14 protein-coding genes are annotated in these 16,806 nt (G+C 69.0%); 6 read left to right on the plus strand and 8 right to left on the minus strand.

Annotated elements, in window-relative coordinates:
• Positions 1-411: 411 nt before the first annotated feature.
• On the plus strand, positions 412-2,052 hold the full coding sequence (gene rny, locus ACYQ78_RS00470) for a ribonuclease Y (RefSeq protein WP_459798608.1): 1,641 nt from the start codon (positions 412-414) through the stop codon (positions 2,050-2,052).
• Between the two features lie 850 nt (positions 2,053-2,902).
• Positions 2,903-3,697 (plus strand): alpha/beta fold hydrolase, encoded by a 795-nt coding sequence (locus ACYQ78_RS00475; protein WP_459798609.1) that lies wholly within the window; start codon positions 2,903-2,905, stop codon positions 3,695-3,697.
• A 906-nt stretch (positions 3,698-4,603) separates the two neighbouring features.
• Here ACYQ78_RS00475 and ACYQ78_RS00480 read toward each other — a convergent pair.
• The 6 genes from ACYQ78_RS00480 to ACYQ78_RS00505 are packed head-to-tail and all read right to left on the minus strand — an operon-like array spanning position 4,604 to position 10,397.
• Positions 4,604-6,415: a S9 family peptidase gene (locus ACYQ78_RS00480; RefSeq protein ID WP_459798610.1), complete on the minus strand. Its 1,812-nt coding sequence runs from the start codon at positions 6,413-6,415 to the stop codon at positions 4,604-4,606.
• A gap of 41 nt (positions 6,416-6,456) precedes the next feature.
• Complete coding sequence (locus ACYQ78_RS00485; RefSeq protein WP_459798611.1) at positions 6,457-7,191, minus strand: type 2 periplasmic-binding domain-containing protein; 735 nt, start codon at positions 7,189-7,191, stop codon at positions 6,457-6,459.
• 53 nt (positions 7,192-7,244) lie between these two features.
• Positions 7,245-8,099 (minus strand): amino acid ABC transporter permease, encoded by an 855-nt coding sequence (locus ACYQ78_RS00490; protein ID WP_459798612.1) that lies wholly within the window; start codon positions 8,097-8,099, stop codon positions 7,245-7,247.
• A complete protein-coding gene (locus tag ACYQ78_RS00495) occupies positions 8,096-8,764 on the minus strand; it encodes an amino acid ABC transporter permease (protein WP_459798613.1) in 669 nt (222 codons plus the stop codon). The genes ACYQ78_RS00490 and ACYQ78_RS00495 overlap by 4 nt, the downstream gene beginning before the upstream one ends.
• Before the next feature lie 59 nt (positions 8,765-8,823).
• Positions 8,824-9,630, minus strand: coding sequence for a glutamate ABC transporter substrate-binding protein (locus tag ACYQ78_RS00500; protein ID WP_459798614.1), 807 nt, complete (start codon positions 9,628-9,630; stop codon positions 8,824-8,826).
• Positions 9,631-9,641: 11 nt separating this feature from the next.
• A complete protein-coding gene (locus ACYQ78_RS00505; protein WP_459798615.1) occupies positions 9,642-10,397 on the minus strand; it encodes an amino acid ABC transporter ATP-binding protein in 756 nt (251 codons plus the stop codon).
• A gap of 150 nt (positions 10,398-10,547) precedes the next feature.
• Between ACYQ78_RS00505 and ACYQ78_RS00510 the strand changes: the two genes are divergently transcribed.
• Positions 10,548-11,189, plus strand: a complete 642-nt coding sequence (locus tag ACYQ78_RS00510) for a hypothetical protein (protein ID WP_459798616.1) — start codon at positions 10,548-10,550, stop codon at positions 11,187-11,189.
• Here ACYQ78_RS00510 and ACYQ78_RS00515 read toward each other — a convergent pair.
• Together ACYQ78_RS00515 and ACYQ78_RS00520 are read right to left on the minus strand one after the other, a co-directional pair.
• Entirely contained in the window at positions 11,161-11,796 is a 636-nt protein-coding gene (locus ACYQ78_RS00515) for a response regulator transcription factor (protein ID WP_459798617.1), read from the minus strand. The genes ACYQ78_RS00510 and ACYQ78_RS00515 overlap by 29 nt on opposite strands.
• A complete protein-coding gene (locus ACYQ78_RS00520) occupies positions 11,797-13,698 on the minus strand; it encodes a GAF domain-containing sensor histidine kinase (protein ID WP_459798618.1) in 1,902 nt (633 codons plus the stop codon).
• 93 nt (positions 13,699-13,791) lie between these two features.
• Here ACYQ78_RS00520 and miaB point away from each other — a divergent pair, with 93 nt between their 5' ends.
• The 3 genes from miaB (at position 13,792) to ACYQ78_RS00535 (ending at position 16,777) form a co-directional block, all read left to right on the plus strand.
• Positions 13,792-15,267, plus strand: coding sequence for a tRNA (N6-isopentenyl adenosine(37)-C2)-methylthiotransferase MiaB (miaB, locus tag ACYQ78_RS00525; RefSeq protein WP_459798619.1), 1,476 nt, complete (start codon positions 13,792-13,794; stop codon positions 15,265-15,267).
• 270 nt (positions 15,268-15,537) lie between these two features.
• Complete coding sequence (locus ACYQ78_RS00530) at positions 15,538-16,182, plus strand: CAP domain-containing protein (protein WP_459798620.1); 645 nt, start codon at positions 15,538-15,540, stop codon at positions 16,180-16,182.
• Between the two features lie 91 nt (positions 16,183-16,273).
• On the plus strand, positions 16,274-16,777 hold the full coding sequence (locus tag ACYQ78_RS00535; protein ID WP_459798621.1) for a hypothetical protein: 504 nt from the start codon (positions 16,274-16,276) through the stop codon (positions 16,775-16,777).
• The last annotated feature ends 29 nt before the right edge of the window (positions 16,778-16,806 follow it).

Below are 16,806 nucleotides of genomic sequence, written 5' to 3' on the forward strand. Positions count from 1 at the left end.
GCCGAGTATGACCGTCCCCGTGCTCAAATGATCCTGATCGTGGTTGTTGGCCGTCTCTGGGACGTTGTCGCAACGGGTTCTTTGCGGCATCTCGGGCCTATCGGTCATGACGTTCGGAAACGGATCAAATCCATTCCGTGATCGCTTGCCCCGTCCGGCTCGTCCGGAAACCGGGAAATGATGATCGAGAAAAACTCGCCACCTGCCGCGTCTTTGCTTGCTCGTTACCCGAATGACGCTTAACCTCGACCGCAGTAAGGAGTTACTCCGCGCAGCGCGGATTGCCATAACGGTGAACCACGGCCCTCGATCTTTTCGGGGTACGAATATATGTCCTGGTGGTGCCACCAGGTGTCTTCGTGCTGTGCTGGTGACCCCTTGTCGGCTTGACGCTAGAAGGGGTGGGTGCGCATGGACATGACGATCGTGATCGTGCTTGCAGTGGCGGTGCTGCTGCTTGCCTTCGCGGCGATTGCGGCCCTCCTGATCATTTTGCTCCGTCGTACCGCCCCGAAAGAGCTCGGTCCGAGTCAGGAGCAGCTTGACCAGATCCGCGCGGAGCTCAGCGAGAGCCTCCGCGAGAAGGAGTTGGAGAGGGCTCGCGAGGAGGCCGCGGAGATCCGCGACAAGGCCGAGAACGACGCCGGGGAGATCATCCGGAAGTCCGAGGCGATCGTCGAGGGCGCCGCGGTGATGCGGCGGGAGGTCGAGGAGGAGTCGCGCACGCTGAAGAACGAGCTGAAGGAGCTGCGCGCCGACCTCGAGCGGCGGGAAGGGCGGCTGGCGGAGCGGGAGCGGCGGCTCGACGAAGAGGGGCGGCTGCACACCGAGCGGGTCGGGAAGCTGGCCGAGAGCGAGACCGATCTGGCCGGGCGCCGGGCCGAGCTCGACAAGATGGGCGAGCAGCGGCGGGAGATCCTCGAGCGGCTGGCGGGGCTGACCGCCGACCAGGCCAAGGGTGAGCTGGTCAAGGAGATCGAGAACCAGGCCAAGCGCGAGGCGGCGCTGATCATCCGGGAGATCGAGGGTGACGCGCGGAAGGAGGGCGAGAAGCGGGCCTGCAAGATCGTGACGCTGGCGGTTCAGCGGGTCGCGACCGAGCAGACGGCCGAGTCGGTCGTGAGCGTGCTGCACCTTCCCGGCGACGAGATGAAGGGGCGCATCATCGGGCGCGAAGGCCGCAACATCCGGGCCTTCGAGTCGACGACCGGGGTGAACCTGATCATCGACGACACGCCCGAGGCGGTGCTGCTGTCGTGTTTCGATCCCGTGCGCCGCGAGACCGCCAGGCTGACCCTGGAGAAACTGGTACTCGACGGGCGCATCCATCCGCAACGGATCGAAGAGGCCTACGAGCGCAGCAAAGCGGAAGTGCGGGATCTCTGTGTACGAGCCGGGGAAGACGCCCTCGTCGAACTCGGCATCACCGAGATGCACCCCGAGCTGATCACCCTGCTCGGGCAGCTCCGCTACCGCACCTCCTACGGCCAGAACGTGCTCAAGCACCTCATCGAGTCGGCCCACATCGCCGGCATCATGGCCTCCGAGCTGCGGCTCGACCGTGACCTGGTGAAGCGCTGCGCGCTGCTCCACGACATCGGCAAGGCCCTCACCCACGAGGTCGAGGGCAGCCACGCCCTCATCGGCGCCGAGATCGCACGTCGATACGGGGAGCACGAAGACGTCGTCCACGCTATCGAGGCGCACCACAACGAGGTCGAGGTGCGTACCGTCGAAGCGGTTCTCACGCAGGCCGCCGACGCGATCAGCGGCAGCCGGCCGGGGGCGCGGCGGGAGAGCCTGGAAGCCTACGTGAAGCGGCTGGAGCGGCTCGAGGAGATCGCCCAGGGGCACGAGGGCGTGGAGAAGGTGTTCGCCATGCAGGCGGGGCGCGAGATCCGCGTGATGGTGCGCCCCGACAACGTCGACGACATCCAGGCGCAGGTGATCGCACGTGACGTGGCGAAGCAGGTCGAGGAGGAGCTGACCTACCCGGGTCAGATCCGGATCACGGTTGTGCGAGAGTCGAGGGCCACCGAGTTCGCACGCTAGCGGCGATCTTCCGGCCCTCGAGTTGTGCAGGCGATCGACTCCTCGGTCGCCTGCACTCAGGAGTTCAAACAGCATCATTCCGGTGCTCGGCGACCCACCGTTGCTGTGCGCCGACCCCGCAGCTGAGGCACCGCGCAGCACCCGCGCAGGGACCAGCGATGTTCATTTTGTTAGCAGCTCATAGAGGTCCGCGGAGAAGACGCCACTACCCATCTGCCGCTTACACAGGGCGGGCATCGTCACACCGCTCAGCTGCCGCAGCGATGGGGCTTCACCTGCGCTTCCCGGTCAGCCGGGTGTTCCGCGATGCATGCGATGTGCCGCCCCGCAGGTGATCGACCATGCGGCAGACCCATTGATGAGACAGGCCGCGCCGCCGCCAGATCGCAGCGAGGGAAGCCCGGCGCCGGACCGCCGTTTGGCCGACTCCATCGGCGCGCATGCCCTTCTGCTGGCTCAGCGCCCCTCGAACAGCGCCGCAGGCCGACAGGAATCGAGGAAGTTCGGCCAGGTCGCGTTAGCCACCGATCGATCGAGCCAGGCGCTCTGTCGCCGGGGCGGTGGATCGGGTTCGAGTCGCTGACCTGGCGGAGCAGGCTGATGCGTTGATCGCGTTGGTGGGCGGTCGGGCGCTTCACGGTCCGTCTACGAGCTCCGAGAGGCTCACAGGTCACAGCCCCGCACTGTGCGGAATTCGGGTGCGTGGAGGTCGGCTTCCCGCTTGTCCCGCCAGATCTGCGACAGGCCGCGCGTGGACACGGAAAGCACGTGACGGCACCGGGACATCTCGCGCAAAGACTACGAAGACCACATGATTCGCCAGCATGTCCGTCCCGCACACGATGAGCGCATGACCCGCTTGTTCAAGACCCTTCTCGCGACCTTCCTCCTGGCCGGACTCACCATCGCCGGACCGGCCCAGGCCGCCGGCACCCCCAAGCCGAAGCCGACCATCGTGCTCGTCCACGGTGCCTTCGCCGACTCCAGTGGCTGGAACGACGTCGCCGGCCGGTTGATCCGCAAGGGCTACGAGGTGACCGCGTTCTCCAACCCGCTGCGCGGCCCCGCCTCCGACGCCGAGTATCTGCGCCAGTTCCTGACGACCATCCCCGGCCCCGTCGTGCTGGTCGGGCACTCCTACGGCGGCGCCGTGATCAGCAACGCCGCGACCGGGCTCGCCAACGTCAAGTCCCTCGTGTACGTCGCCGCCTACGCCCTCGACGAGGGTGAGAGCGTGTCCGACGCCAACCACCTGGCCGGTGGCGAGACCGAGGTCACCAGCCACCTGAAGACCAAGCCGTTCCCCGGCGCCCAGGGGGGCGACGCCGACGCCTACATCGACCCGGCCCACTTCCACCGTCTGTTCGCCCAGGACCTGCCCCGCAGCACCACCGCGGTGATGGCCGCCACCCAGCGTCCCGGCGCCCTCGCGGCTCTGGTGACCCCCTCCGGGCCCGCCGCCTGGAAGACGATCCCGAGCTACTTCGTGGTCGCCAAGCAGGACAACATCATCCCGACGGTGGCCGAGCGCGCGATGGCCAAGCGGGCCAAGGGCGTGATCGTCGAGGTCAACAGCTCGCACGTGCCGATGATGAGCCACCCCGACCTGGTGACCTCGCTCATCCTCAAGGCCGCGACCCGCTAGTCCCGCTGTGCGGAGGGCCCGCCCGCCAGGCGGGCCTTTCTGGTTGGAAATGATGTTGTACGTCATACTCCTCGCATGCTGTGTCTCGACTGCCGGACGGACACGGTTCCCGACTGGCTGACCTGCCCGGTCTGTGAGCAGACCGCCCCGGCTCCGGAACGGCGGCGCGTCCGGTGGGGGGATTTCGCCGGTGCGGTGGCGATCGTCGGGTATGTCGGGTTGAGCCTCGATGAAGATTTCCGGTTGGCGGGATGGTCGGGCCTGTTCGTCGCCGACCGCGACCTGTGGATCTCGCTGGTGGCCAATCCCGTGTTCTATCTCCCCCTGATCGCCGCAACGCTGCTGTTGTTCCGGCGGACGGCGTGCTTCGGGCAGGCTTTCACGCTGGGCCTTCTCGTCTTTCACGCTGCCGCCGCGGTTCGCCGTCCGCTCGACGCGGTCTGGGTCGACCCTCCCGTTCACGACTGGTGGCGGCACTGGGGCATGCTGGCGGTGCCGCTGCTGGTCGTGTTCGCGGTGGTCTGGCGGGAACGGTGGAGGTTCCGGCTGTCCCGGCCGAACCTGGTGCTGGCCGTCGTGGGTGTCGCAGTGGGAACGGGCTACATCTACGTCTGGACCCTTCCGTGGACCGTGATCGAACGATGGGACGGCTCCCGTTTCGCATGCTGCACCGCGTCCACGGACACGGTGATCGACCTCGCGTGGCTTGGAAGTCGCTGGACGAGCCTGGTCGTCATCCTGGTGCTCGCCTCGCTGGCCCGGTCGAGGCAGGTGGGTGCGGGGCTCATGGCGTCGTGCCTGGCCGGCACGCTGCGGGGGGTCTCGGTTCTGCACATGCTCGAGGTCGAGATGCTGCCCGCGTTCTGGTTCGGCCTCGCCGCGTCCGTCGCGGTGGTCGTGCTCGCGTTAGCCAAATATCTGCAGGTAGAAGGACAGTTCGGCGGCGAGGGCGGCGGTTCGGGTCTCGATGCGGCGGAACCCGTGGCTCTCGCCCTCGAAGGCGAGATACGTACACGGAACCTCTCGCGCCGTCAGCGCGGCCTCGAACGTCTCGGCCTGCGACGGCGGCACGACCGGGTCGTTGAGCCCCTGGAGCAGCAGCACGGGACAGTCGATCTCCCCGACCCGGGCTAGCGGCTCACGGAGTGCGCCGTCGGGCCCGGCGAGCCATCCGGCGTACTGCGACTCGAAGTCGTGCGTCGTCTCGATGAGCGGCCCCAGCGAGGTGACCCCGGCGATGGAGACGCCCCCGGCGAACACGTCGGAGGCCGCGCAGGCCGCCAGCACGGTCCAGCCTCCCGCGCTGCCGCCGCGGATCGCGATCCGGTCGGGGTCGGCGTGGCCGGAGAACGCCAGCCATTCGGCCGCCGCGACGACGTCGTCGACGTCGACCACGCCCCACTGGCCGCTCAGTTTCTCCCGGTAGGCCCGCCCGTATCCGGTGGAGCCCCCGTAGTTCACGTCGAGCACCCCGATGCCCCGCGTGGTGAAGAAGGCCCGCGCCAGGCTGAGCTCCGTCGTCACGTGTCCGGTCGGGCCCCCGTGCGCGAACACCACGAAAGGGGAGGGGCCGGTGGCGTCGAGCGGCGGGTACAGATAGGCGGGCACCCGGTGGTCGATCATCACCGCCGAGGGCCGGGGCAGGTAGGCGACGTCGGGCAACTCGGCGATGTCCCGCCGCAGGCCCTCGACCCGGCCCGTCACGGTGTCCACGCGCACGACGGAGCGCGGCAGGTCCCAGCCGTATCCGACCCCGACGAGCATCCGCCCGTCGGCCGACAGCGCGGGCTGGAAGCCGTCGTAGGGGACGTCGAGATCCTCCAGGAGGCCCGACTCGACGTCGAGCAGGCCCAGCCGCAGGTTGCCCTGCCCGTGGAGCACTCCGAGGCGGCCGTCGCCGAGCACCACGTAGGGCCGCCCGCCGAGCTGCCACAGCGGTCCGGCGAACTCCTCCTCCGAGGGGAACAGCGCGCGGGGGGAGGTGCCGAACATGCCGATCTGGTAGAGGTTCCACCAGCCCGACCAGTCGGACACCAGGTAGAGGTTGCGGTCGTCCTTCCACGTCGGCGCGAGCACCGATTCGGCCGGGCCGCCCTTGACCGTCCACGACGAGCCGTCGTCGATGCGGGTGATGCGCAGTTCGGTGCCGACCCACGGCATGCGCGGGTGGTTCCAGCAGATGTAGGCCACGTGTTCCCCGTCGGGGGAGACCGTGGGGGACGCGTAGAAATCCGACCCCGACGCGATGACCGAAACCGTGCCGTTCAGCGAAACGGCGACAACGGCGCGTTCCACCTTTCCGTCGTCATGGTGTTTTTCCTGTACGCCATAAACGCGCCCATGAGACCAGGAAAGATCGGCGTATCGGCAGTCGGGTTCATCGGTGATCGCCCGGGGTTCTCCCGAATCGACCAGGTAAAGACGCTGGTCAGAATGTTCGGCGAAAACGACGCCGTGTTCGGGGATGACGAGATACGACCGCCCGCCGTATTCGTGCACCCGCGTGCGGGCGTCCCACGGTGCCGGGAGGATCTCGCGCCGCTGCCCGTCGGCGGCGCGGTGGACGATGGTCCGGCGGCCCTGCTGGGCGGGCCGGTCCTCCTCCCACCAGACCTCGTCGCCGATCACGGTGGGGAAGCCGAGGTCCAGTCCGGAACGGGCGACGTCGGCGGTGGATATGCGGGCGGCGTACGGCAGAGGCGCGCGCTCGGGGAGCATGCACGGCATCCTGCCCGAACGCGGCTGGTGATGTCGTGCGGTTACCGCTTTTCCAGGGCGGGCGGCATCTCGTACTGGGTGGCGAGCTCGCCGAGGTAGTCGATCACGGCGCGGTGCCACGAGCCGTCGTCGAACATCTGGCGTAGCGCGTCCTCGATCTCGCCGCGCCACGACTCGGTGCGTTCGGACAGGCCGATTCCGTACCGTTCCTGGGCGAGAGGGCGTCCGACCAGCCGGAAGCGGCCCGGATACTGCGCCGACAGACCGGCGAGCACGGGAGCGTCGGCGATGATCGCGTCGGTGCGGCGGTCGGCCAGCAGCGGCCCGCACGCGGCGGGCACGTTGGCCTCCGCCAGGTGCTCGGCCCGCCAGGCGGCGCCGAACCGGCCGCTCAGCCCGAGGGTGTCGGCCCTCGTGCCGCAGACCATGCCTCCGGCCAGGTCTTTCAGGGTCCGGTCGCGGTCGCGGACCCGGACCAGGATGTCCTTGGCCGCGACGAGGTAGGGACCGACGTACGGCTCCCGCGCGGGGCCCATGACCAGGTCGGCTTCGGCCAGGTCGGTGGTGTACCGGATCTGGTCGTTCCGGTAGCCGAGCTGCCGGGCCACGTAATGGGCCACGGCGATGTCGAAGCCCGACCAGCCGCCGCTGGGCTGCCGTTCGGCCAGACCCGGCTGGCCCGCGCGGACGCCGATCAGGAGGCCGGCGCCCGAACAACCAGAGAGCCCGGCCGCGATCGAGAGGGCCGCGATACCCGCAGCCAGGACGCGCCACACCCGATCAGGATCAGATCTTGATCGCCCGTCGCGCCGATACGACACGTAAAGGCTTACCCCACGCCGACCGACTGAGGTGCCTCGATGGGCTTGATCGTGGTCTTCCTGCTGCGGCGGGAGCGGCGTTCCAGCCAGTTGGCGACCAGCCCGACCGCGACGTTGATGATGATGTAAATGATCGCGACGACGATGACCGCCGGGATCAGGTTGCGGAAGTTCGCCGGGAGGATGCGGGCACCCGCGTTGAGCAGGTCTTCGAACGCGACGATGAACCCGAGCGCGGTGTCCTTGAGCAGCACGATGAGCTGGCTGACGATGGCCGGCATCATCGCGGTGACCGCCTGCGGCAGCAGGATGAGCCGCATCACCTGGCCCTTGCGCAGCCCCACGGCCAGCGCGGCCTCGGTCTGGCCGCGCGGCAGCGACTGGATTCCGGCCCGGACGATCTCCGCCAGCACCGACCCGTTGTAGAGCACCAGCCCGAACACCACGGCAGTGAACGAGGTCACCGTGAGCCCGAGCACGGCCGAGCCGCCGTACTGTGCGAAGAAGATCATGATGAGCAGCGGGATGGCGCGGAAGAACTCCACGACCGCCCCGGCCGGCACCCTGATCCACCGGTGCTCCGACAGCCGCGCGATGCCGAACACGAACCCGAACGGCACCGCGATCAGCGTCGCCACGGCGGCGGCCGACAGCGTGTTCAGCAGCCCCGGGATGATCAGGTTCACCCACACGTCGGCCTGCAGGAACGGCTCCCACAGGGCGGCGTCGAACTGGCCCTTCTCGTCGAACTTCAGGAAGACGAACCACGCCGCCACGATCAGCCCGGCGGCGAACACGAACGTCAGGATCCGGTTGCGCAGGATCCCGCGCGGGCCGGGAGTGTCGTACAGGACGGAGCTCATCGGACCACCTTCAGCCGTCGGGACAGCCAGCCGAACAACAGGCCGGTGGGGAGGGTGAGCACGAGGAAGGCCAGCGCGAACCCGAAGAAGATCGCCACCACCGAGTCCTGGTGCCGCTCGAACAGCGACTTCATGGTCAGCGACGCCTCGGCCACGCCGATGGCGGCGGCGACCGTGGTGTTCTTGGTCAGCGCGATCAGCAGGCTGCCCAGCGGCGCGATGATCGCCCGGAACGCCTGCGGCAGCACGACGAACCGCAGGTTCTGCGTGAACGTCAGCCCCAGGGCCCGCGCCGCCTCGGCCTGCCCGACCGGGACGGTGTTGATGCCCGACCTGATCGCCTCACAGACGAACGCGGCGGTGTACGCCGACAGCCCGATGATCGACAGCCACAGGTAGTTGGTCGACAGCGACTCGGAGAACGACACGTCGAGCACCAGCCCGAGCCCGAGCCCGCAGAACACGATGACCAGCGTCAGCGGGGTGTTGCGCAGCACGTTGACGTAGGTGGTGGCCACCCCGCGCAGCACGCCGAACGGGCTGACCCGCATGGCGGCCAGGACGGTGCCCAGCACGAGCGCGACCACCGCACTGGCCAGCGTGAGCCGGATGGTCAGCCAGAACGCGCCCAGGATGACCGGGAACTCTTCGACGAGGGCACCCAAGGCCCACACCTTTCAGAAGAAACGGCCCTCCCCGAAGGGAGGGCCGCGAGCCGGTCAGATCAGTACTTCTCCAGCGCCGGCGGGGTGGCGAAGGCGGTGGCGAACTCGCCGAAGTTGGCGTCCACGGCCTTCTTCCACGAGCCGTCGCCGAACATCTTCTCGATGGCCGCGTTCACCTTGTCGCGGGTCTCCTTGTCGTCCTTCTTCAGGCCGACGCCGTACTTCTCCTCGGAGAAGGGCTGGCCCACGAGGCGGAACTTGCCGGGGCTCTGCGCGGCGAAGCCCGCGAGGATGGTGGCGTCGGTGGAGATGGCGTCGACCTGGCCCTGCTCCAGCAGCGGCAGGCAGGCGCCGTAGCCCTGCTGCTCGGTCAGGAACTGGCCCTTCCACTCTTCGCCGAACTTCTCGACCAGGCGGGCGGGGGAGCTGGAGCCCTGGGCGCCGCAGACCTTCTTGGTCTGGAGGCTGTCCTGGCCGGTGATCGTGGTGTCGTCGGCGCGGGTCAGGATGTCCTGGCCGGTGATCAGGTAGGGGCCGGCGAAGGAGATGATCTCCTTGCGGGCGTCGGTGATCGAGTAGGTCGCCACCACCATGTCGACCTGGCCCTGCTGGATGAAGGGCTCGCGGTTGGCCGACACGGTCTCCTTCCATTCGATCTGCTCAGGCGTGTAGCCGAGTTCCTTGGCGATGTACGACGCGATGTCGACGTCGAAACCCTTCACCGAACCGTCGGTCTGCTTCAATCCGAGGCCGGGCTGGTCGAACTTCACGCCGATGACGAACTTGTCGTCGCCACCACACGCGGTCAAGGTCGCCGCAAGCGTTGCGGCGGTCAGCAGGAGAGCACCAATACGACGGACACGCATGACAGCCACCTTCAGTGTGTGAGGATCTTGCTGAGAAAATCGCGGGCACGGTCGGTGCCCGGATTCGTGAAGAACTCGTCGGGGGTGTTCTGCTCGACGACGGCGCCGTCGGCCATGAAGACCACCCGGTTGGCGGCCCGGCGGGCGAACCCCATCTCGTGGGTGACGACGAGCATGGTCATGCCGTCTCTGGCGAGCGAGATCATGACGTCGAGCACCTCCTGGACCATTTCGGGGTCGAGGGCCGAGGTGGGCTCGTCGAAGAGGATCATCTTCGGGTCCATGGCCAGGGCGCGGGCGATGGCCACACGCTGCTGCTGGCCGCCGGAGAGCTGGGCGGGGTACTTCTCCGCCTGCGAGGCGATGCCGACCCGCTCCAGGAGCTCCATGCCGCGCTTCTCGGCCTGGTCGCGGGCGATCTTGCGCACCTTGATCGGGCCGAGGGTGACGTTCTCGAGGATCGTCTTGTGGGCGAACAGGTTGAACGACTGGAACACCATGCCCACTTCGGAGCGCAGCTGCGCCAGCGCGCGGCCCTCCACGGCCAGGCTCTTCCCGTCGAAGGTGATGGTGCCCGAGTCGATGGTCTCCAGCCGGTTGATCACCCGGCAGAGCGTCGACTTACCGGCGCCCGAAGGGCCGATGGCGACCACGACCTCGCCGCGTGAGATGTCGAGATCGATGTCCTTCAGCACGTGCAAGGCGCCGAAGTGCTTGTTGACGCCCTCGAGCCTGACAAGAGAAGTCGATCCCTTGGCTTCCGTCATGGGCTTCAAAGTAAAGGGGCCGATATCTCCAAGTCAGCAGCGGAGTTATACCGATCACATCACGACTGTCCTGTGCATCCCGGCAGGTCGGGACATTTTTCCCGAGCATGACTCATGAGTTTTGGGGCACGTTGTCGGTTGGCTGAAGGCATGACCGATAAATACCGGCGCACCGTCGCCGCCGGGGCGCTCGTCGCCTGGCCCGTCCTGCTGTTCGCCGCCTTCCTCACCTCACCGCCCAGCGAGGAGCACGACCCGGTCCTGTTCGCCTCCATGCCGGGCCAGGTGCAGATCAGCGGCCTTCTCTTCCTGTACGCGTCCCTCGCCATGATCCCGGCGCTGTTCGGCCTGGCCGCGCCCCTCTACCCGAGGGCCGGGACGCTCGCCAACGTCGGCCTCACCCTGGGGCTGTTCGGCGCGGCCGTGGCCTGCACCCTGTTCATGACCGACTTCTACGACCTGGCGCTGGCCCAGAACGTGCCCGCCGAGACGGCCGAGAAGGTCACCGCGGCGGCGGGCGAGCTGCCGGGCTTCCTGTTCGGCATGCTCTTCCCGGCCTTCCTCTCCCACGTCGGGGTGCTGATCCTGGTCGTGGGCATGGCGGTGAAGAAGGTCGCGCCGTGGTGGGTGCCGGTCGGGGTGGTCGCCGGCATCGTGTGGCCGTTCGTGGTGCTGAGCTCCTCGCCCGCGATGCAGTCGATCGGGTCGCTGCTGGAGCTGGCCGCCCTCGCCTGGGTGGCGAGGACCGTGCTGCGGACTCCGGTCAGAACCCCGACTCCCGTGCCCGCGTGATCGCCTGCGCGCGGTCGGCGACGTGAAGCTTGGCGAAGATGTTCGACACGTGGTTGCGGACCGTCTTGCCGCTCAGCGCCAGCCGCTCGGCGATGTGGGGGTTGGTCATGTGGGCGGCCATCAGCGAGAGGATCTCCCGCTCGCGGACGGTCAGCTCGGGGAACCCCTGCTCGCGCTTGGCCAGCCCGGTGAAGTAGCCCGACAGCCGGGACGCGATGGCCGGCCCGAAGAGCGCCTCGCCCCCGTGGACGGCCAGGATCGCCCGCACCAGCTCGGCCTTCCTGGCCCCCTTCAGGACGTAACCCCGGGCACCGGCCCGCAGGGCGGCGAAGACCGAGTCGTCGTCGTCGGCCATGCTCAGCACCAGCACCCGGATGTGCGGGTGGTCCCTGACCAGGCGTTCGGTCGTGCCCACCCCGCCCATTCCGGGCATCGCGAGGTCCATCAGGACGACGTCGGGCTGCACCTGGGGGACGAGGGCCAGCGCCTGCTCGCCCGTCGACGCCTGGTCGACGACCTGGATGCCGATGACCGGCTTGAGCAGGGCCAGCAGGCCCGCCCGGAAGGCGGGGTGGTCGTCGACCAGCAGGACGCGGATCTGTTCCATTCAGGCTCCTATAGGCAACTGGGCGCGCACGGTGGTGCCGTGTGCAGTGGTGATCACAAAGGAGCCGCCCAGTTCGGTGGCCCGTTCGCGCATGGAGGTCAGGCCGACGCCCGGTGGTCCTCCGGCCCCGAGGCCGTCGTCGACGACTTCGACCAGCAGGTTCTTCCAGGGGACGAGCCGGAGGGTGACGGTGCCGGCGCCGGAGTGGCGACGGGCGTTATTGATCGCCTCAACAGCGATATGGTATGCCGCCACCTCGGTGGCCGCCGACAGTTCGGGCAGCTCGACAGGCAGATCGAGACCTACTCGAGGCTCTCCGGGCAGCCCCGCCACATGGGCCCGCAGCGCCCCGAGGAGCCCGAGGGTGTCGAGCGCGGGGGGCCGCAGCCCGTCGATGAGGGCCCGCACGTCGGTGGTGGCCGCCTGGGCGGCCCCGATCATCTCCTCCAGCAGCTCCTGCGCCGCCGGGTCGGAGACCAGGTCCTGCACCGCCTCGGCCCGCATGGTCAGCGCGGCCAGCGTCGGCCCGAGACCGTCGTGCAGGTCGCGCCGCAGGCGCCGCCGCTCCTCCTCGCGGGCCACCACGAGGCGCTCCCGCGAGGCCCGCAGATCGGCGGCCAGCCGCTCGGCGTGCACGACAGAGCCCATCTGCCGGGCCAGATCCTCCAGCAGCCGCAGGTCCCTGGTGCCGAACCCCCGCTGCCCCGGCCGCGGCGCGAGGGCGAGATGCCCCACAAGCTCATTTCTGTACGTGAGCGGCAGGCGCACCAGCCCGGGATCTCCGGCCGTTCCGAGGGGTTCCACGGCGGCGTGGGGGAGCTTGAGCGCCTCGGCCACCGACTCGGCCGCGGCCCGGGCGTCGGGCCGGACCTCCAGGCTGCGCCCCAGGTGGGCGATGGCGGCGTAGGGGTCGTCGCGGCGGCCGTACATGAGCACGTTGACGGCCCGCTGGACCGCCGAGCGCAGCGGCGCGAACACGACCGCGACCACGGCGGCGGCGGCCACCGAGAGGGGCAGGCCCCGGCTCTCGAAGACGGCGCCCAGGTAGCCCACGATCGCGACGTATCCGCCGGTCACGAACGCGGTGAGGACGGCGTAGACGAGCGTGCGGTTGATGACCAGCTCGATGTCGAACAGGCCGTGCCGGACGATCGCGATGCCGATGGCGGCCATCACGAGGGTGATCGCGGCCGTCCCGGCGAGCTCCCAGAGGCCGCTGTCGATCGGCCACAGGTCGTCGGGAAGATCGTCGGTCAGGCCCGCGACCAGCCGGAGCACGATCACGATTCCGGCGATCGAGACGGCGTACACGAGCCACTGGACCTGGGCCCGCTCGATCCGGCGGGCCCGGCGGGCGAGGTCGGCGGCGCCGGCCAGGAACAGCAGCCCGGCCACCACGGTGATCGCGACCTCCATGAATTTCGCCGTGCCGGCCAGGGCCTCGATCCCGAGGGGGTTGCGCATCGGGGCGCCGTACCCGAGCTGCTGGTTGGTGCCCGGCGCGAACGCGCACGGGAGCGCGGCCAGCGCCACGACGGCGACCAGGATCTTCGGCCGGGGCAGCCTGCGGTCGGGGAAGCAGATCGGGATCGCGGCCATCGCCAGGTTCGCCGGCACCCACAGGAAGTTCTGCGGCCAGGCCAGCAGGGACAGTTCGGGCCGCCAGAGGGCGACCTGCCCGAAGAAGTCGAGGGCCGTGAACGCGAGCCCGGTGATCAGCAGCAGGATCCCGACGGCGTTGTCCGGCCGGTGGACCCCGATCACGGTGCCGATCACGACGCACGCCGCCACGAACAGCAGATGGCTGAGCGTGACCACCCCCAGGCCGTTGACCAGCCCGAGAACGAGAGCCACGGCCACCGCCGCGAGCCCGGCCACGCAGACGGCCCATCTCACTGTCATTGCACGTCAGGATATAGAGCGATATGCCCGTTTAACCGGGACATTGTCCCGGGCTTGGCGGGTCCGCCGGAGCGCCTAGGCTTGTGGATTGAGATGACTGCGACAGAGGAGAGCACCCGCACGTACGAAGTACGGACCTACGGGTGCCAGATGAACGTCCACGACTCCGAGCGCCTGTCGGGCCTGCTCGAGAACGCCGGCTACGTGCGCGCGCCCGAGGGCGCGACCCCCGACGTTATGGTGTTCAACACCTGCGCCGTGCGCGAGAACGCCGACAACCGCCTCTATGGCAACCTCGGCCACCTGCGCAAGGCCGCGGAAGACGGCATGCAGATCGCCGTCGGCGGCTGCCTCGCCCAGAAGGACCAGGGCGAGATCGTCCGCCGCGCGCCGTGGGTCGACGTGGTCTTCGGCACCCACAACATCGGCTCCCTGCCCGTCCTCCTCGAACGCGCCCGCATCGAGCAGGAGTCGCAGGTCGAGCTGGAGGAGTCGCTGTCGGTCTTCCCGTCGACGCTGCCGACCAAGCGCGAGTCGGCCTACGCCGCCTGGGTCGCCATCTCGGTGGGCTGCAACAACACCTGCACCTTCTGCATCGTCCCCGCTCTCCGGGGCAAGGAGAAGGACCGCCGTCCCGGCGACATCCTGGGCGAGATCCAGGCCCTGGTCGACCAGGGCGTCATGGAGGTGACCCTCCTCGGGCAGAACGTGAACACCTACGGCGTCGAGTTCGGCGACCGCCTGGCGTTCGGCAAGCTGCTGCGGGCCTGCGGCGACATCGACGGGCTGGAGCGGGTGCGCTTCACCTCGCCCCACCCGGCCGCCTTCACCGACGACGTGATCGCCGCGATGGCCGAGACCCCCAACGTGATGCACCAGCTCCACATGCCGCTCCAGTCGGGCTCCGACCGGGTCCTGAAGGCGATGCGGCGCTCCTACCGGGCGGAGAAGTACCTGGGGATCATCTCCCGGGTCAGGGCCGCGATGCCCGACGCCGCGATCTCGACCGACATCATCGTCGGCTTCCCCGGCGAGACCGAGGAGGACTTCCAGGCCACGCTCGACGTCGTGCGCGAGTCGCGGTTCGCCAACGCCTTCACGTTCCAGTATTCGATCCGCCCCGGCACCCCCGCCGCCACGATGCCCGACCAGATCTCCAAAGAGGTCGTCAGGGAGCGGTACGACCGTCTCATCGCCGTCCAGGAGGAGATCGCCTGGGCCGAGAACCGGGCGCAGACCGGGCGGGTCCTCGAGGTGCTGATCGCTGAGGGCGAGGGGCGGAAGGACGACGCGACGCGGCGACTGTCGGGGCGGGCTCCCGACAACCGCCTGGTTCACGTGGCCTGGGCCGACGCCCGGCCGGGTGACGTGGTGACGGCCGAGGTGACCTATGCGGCGCCGCACCACCTGGTGGCCGACAAGGTCGTCGGGGTCCGGCGCACCCGCTCCGGTGACGCGTGGGAGGCCCGTCAGGGTCGGCCCGCCGCGCCCAAGGGGGTCAGCCTGGGCATGCCGACCATCGGGCGCCCGGCTCCGCTGCCGGTCGTCTCGGGGTGCGAGGTCTCGTAGGCCGTTGTGGTCGCCGGGCCGGTTTTTGGATGGTCAGGCATGAGTCGTTGGCCGAGGACCGGGAGCGGGCGGTCGGCGCTCGGATGCGGTGCTCGGCGGGGGCGGCGGTCGGGGTCGGGGTGGGCGGAGCCGTAACGGAAAATGGCTTTTCTGCTTTTTCTGGACGCCTTGGTTCCGAGTTGTCGTGATTCTTTCGTGATTCGCGTGCGGCGAATTCGTTACTGGGAATAGTGTGTCCACCGTTCGCGGAGTGACACAGGAAGGTCCCGGATGCCCTCGTTCCGGCAGCGTGGCTGGCTTCTTCTGGTGCCCGCGCTCCTGACGGCCTGCGGGAGCGGGCAGACCGGGGCGTTCGACATGGCCAGTGAGCCTCCCGTGCCGGTCGACTCCTACACGGTCCCGAGCGCGGAGCCGAGCCCCGCCCCGCCGAAGCAGAAGCCGACGGTCCGGGTGAAGACCAACAAACCCGCCCGCAAGACCAACAAGGAACGCGCCGGAACCGCCCCTGTCGCCGCCACCGCCCCGTCGAGTGCGATGAAGGTCGCCGAAGACGAGGTGGTCCGGCTGACCAACGTGGCCCGGCGGGCCGAGGGGTGCAGGGCACTGCGGATCGACGAACGCCTCCGCAAGGCGGCCCGGCTCCATTCGGCCGACATGGCCGCTCGCGACTACTTCAGCCACGACTCCCTCGACGGCCGTTCCCCGTGGGACCGCATCGAGGCCGCCGGCTACGACTACCCGGCGGCCGAGAACATCGCGCGCGGCCAGACGACGCCGCGCGAGGTGGTGCAGGCGTGGCTCGACAGTCCGGGTCACCGGGCCAACATCCTCAACTGTGATCTCGTGGCGATCGGCGTCGGGCTGAAGCAGGGCGCCGAGGGGCCGTGGTGGACCCAGGACTTCGGCTACCGCTGATTTGTACCTAAATCAGCATTTATAGGCATAGATTTCGGGATTGTGGCTAGGCTGCTGGGACCCTCAACCCGAGCAGCATGGAGCCACCCTCATGAACCGATCCGCGCGAAAGGCACCCCCGCCAGGCCGCGCACGATCTGGCGGCAACACCAAAACGATCGCGATCGTCGCCGGCGCCCTGGTAGCGGTCGTCGGCGGAGCCGGCATCGGCCTCGCCCTGAACGGCAACTCCTCCACCCCCACCTCGGGCCCCGCCCCCGCCGCGACCTCCGCGCCCCCACCCGCAGCCGCGGACACCGAAGAAGCGGGCGCCCCAGAAGCGGAATCCCCACCGGACTTCCCGGCCGAAGGGGGCGAAGCGCCCGCCGTCCAGGATGACGTCCAGGACGACGCGCCCGTGGCCTCGGGCGACTCCCCGGGGACACCGGAGGAACAGGGCAGCGGCAGCACGAGCGGCCAGAACAAGCCCGCCCCGAAGCCGACCAAGAAACCTACGGCCAAGCCGACAAAAGCCGCCCAGACCGACCCGGACGCGATCGACCGGACAGGGGACGCGGGCGCGGTCGAGCCGGGCGAGCCGATCGGCGGCTATTAAGCCGATTCGGCAGCCAGACCGACTCCGGC

It is taken from the genome of Herbidospora sp. RD11066, from assembly GCF_054661255.1.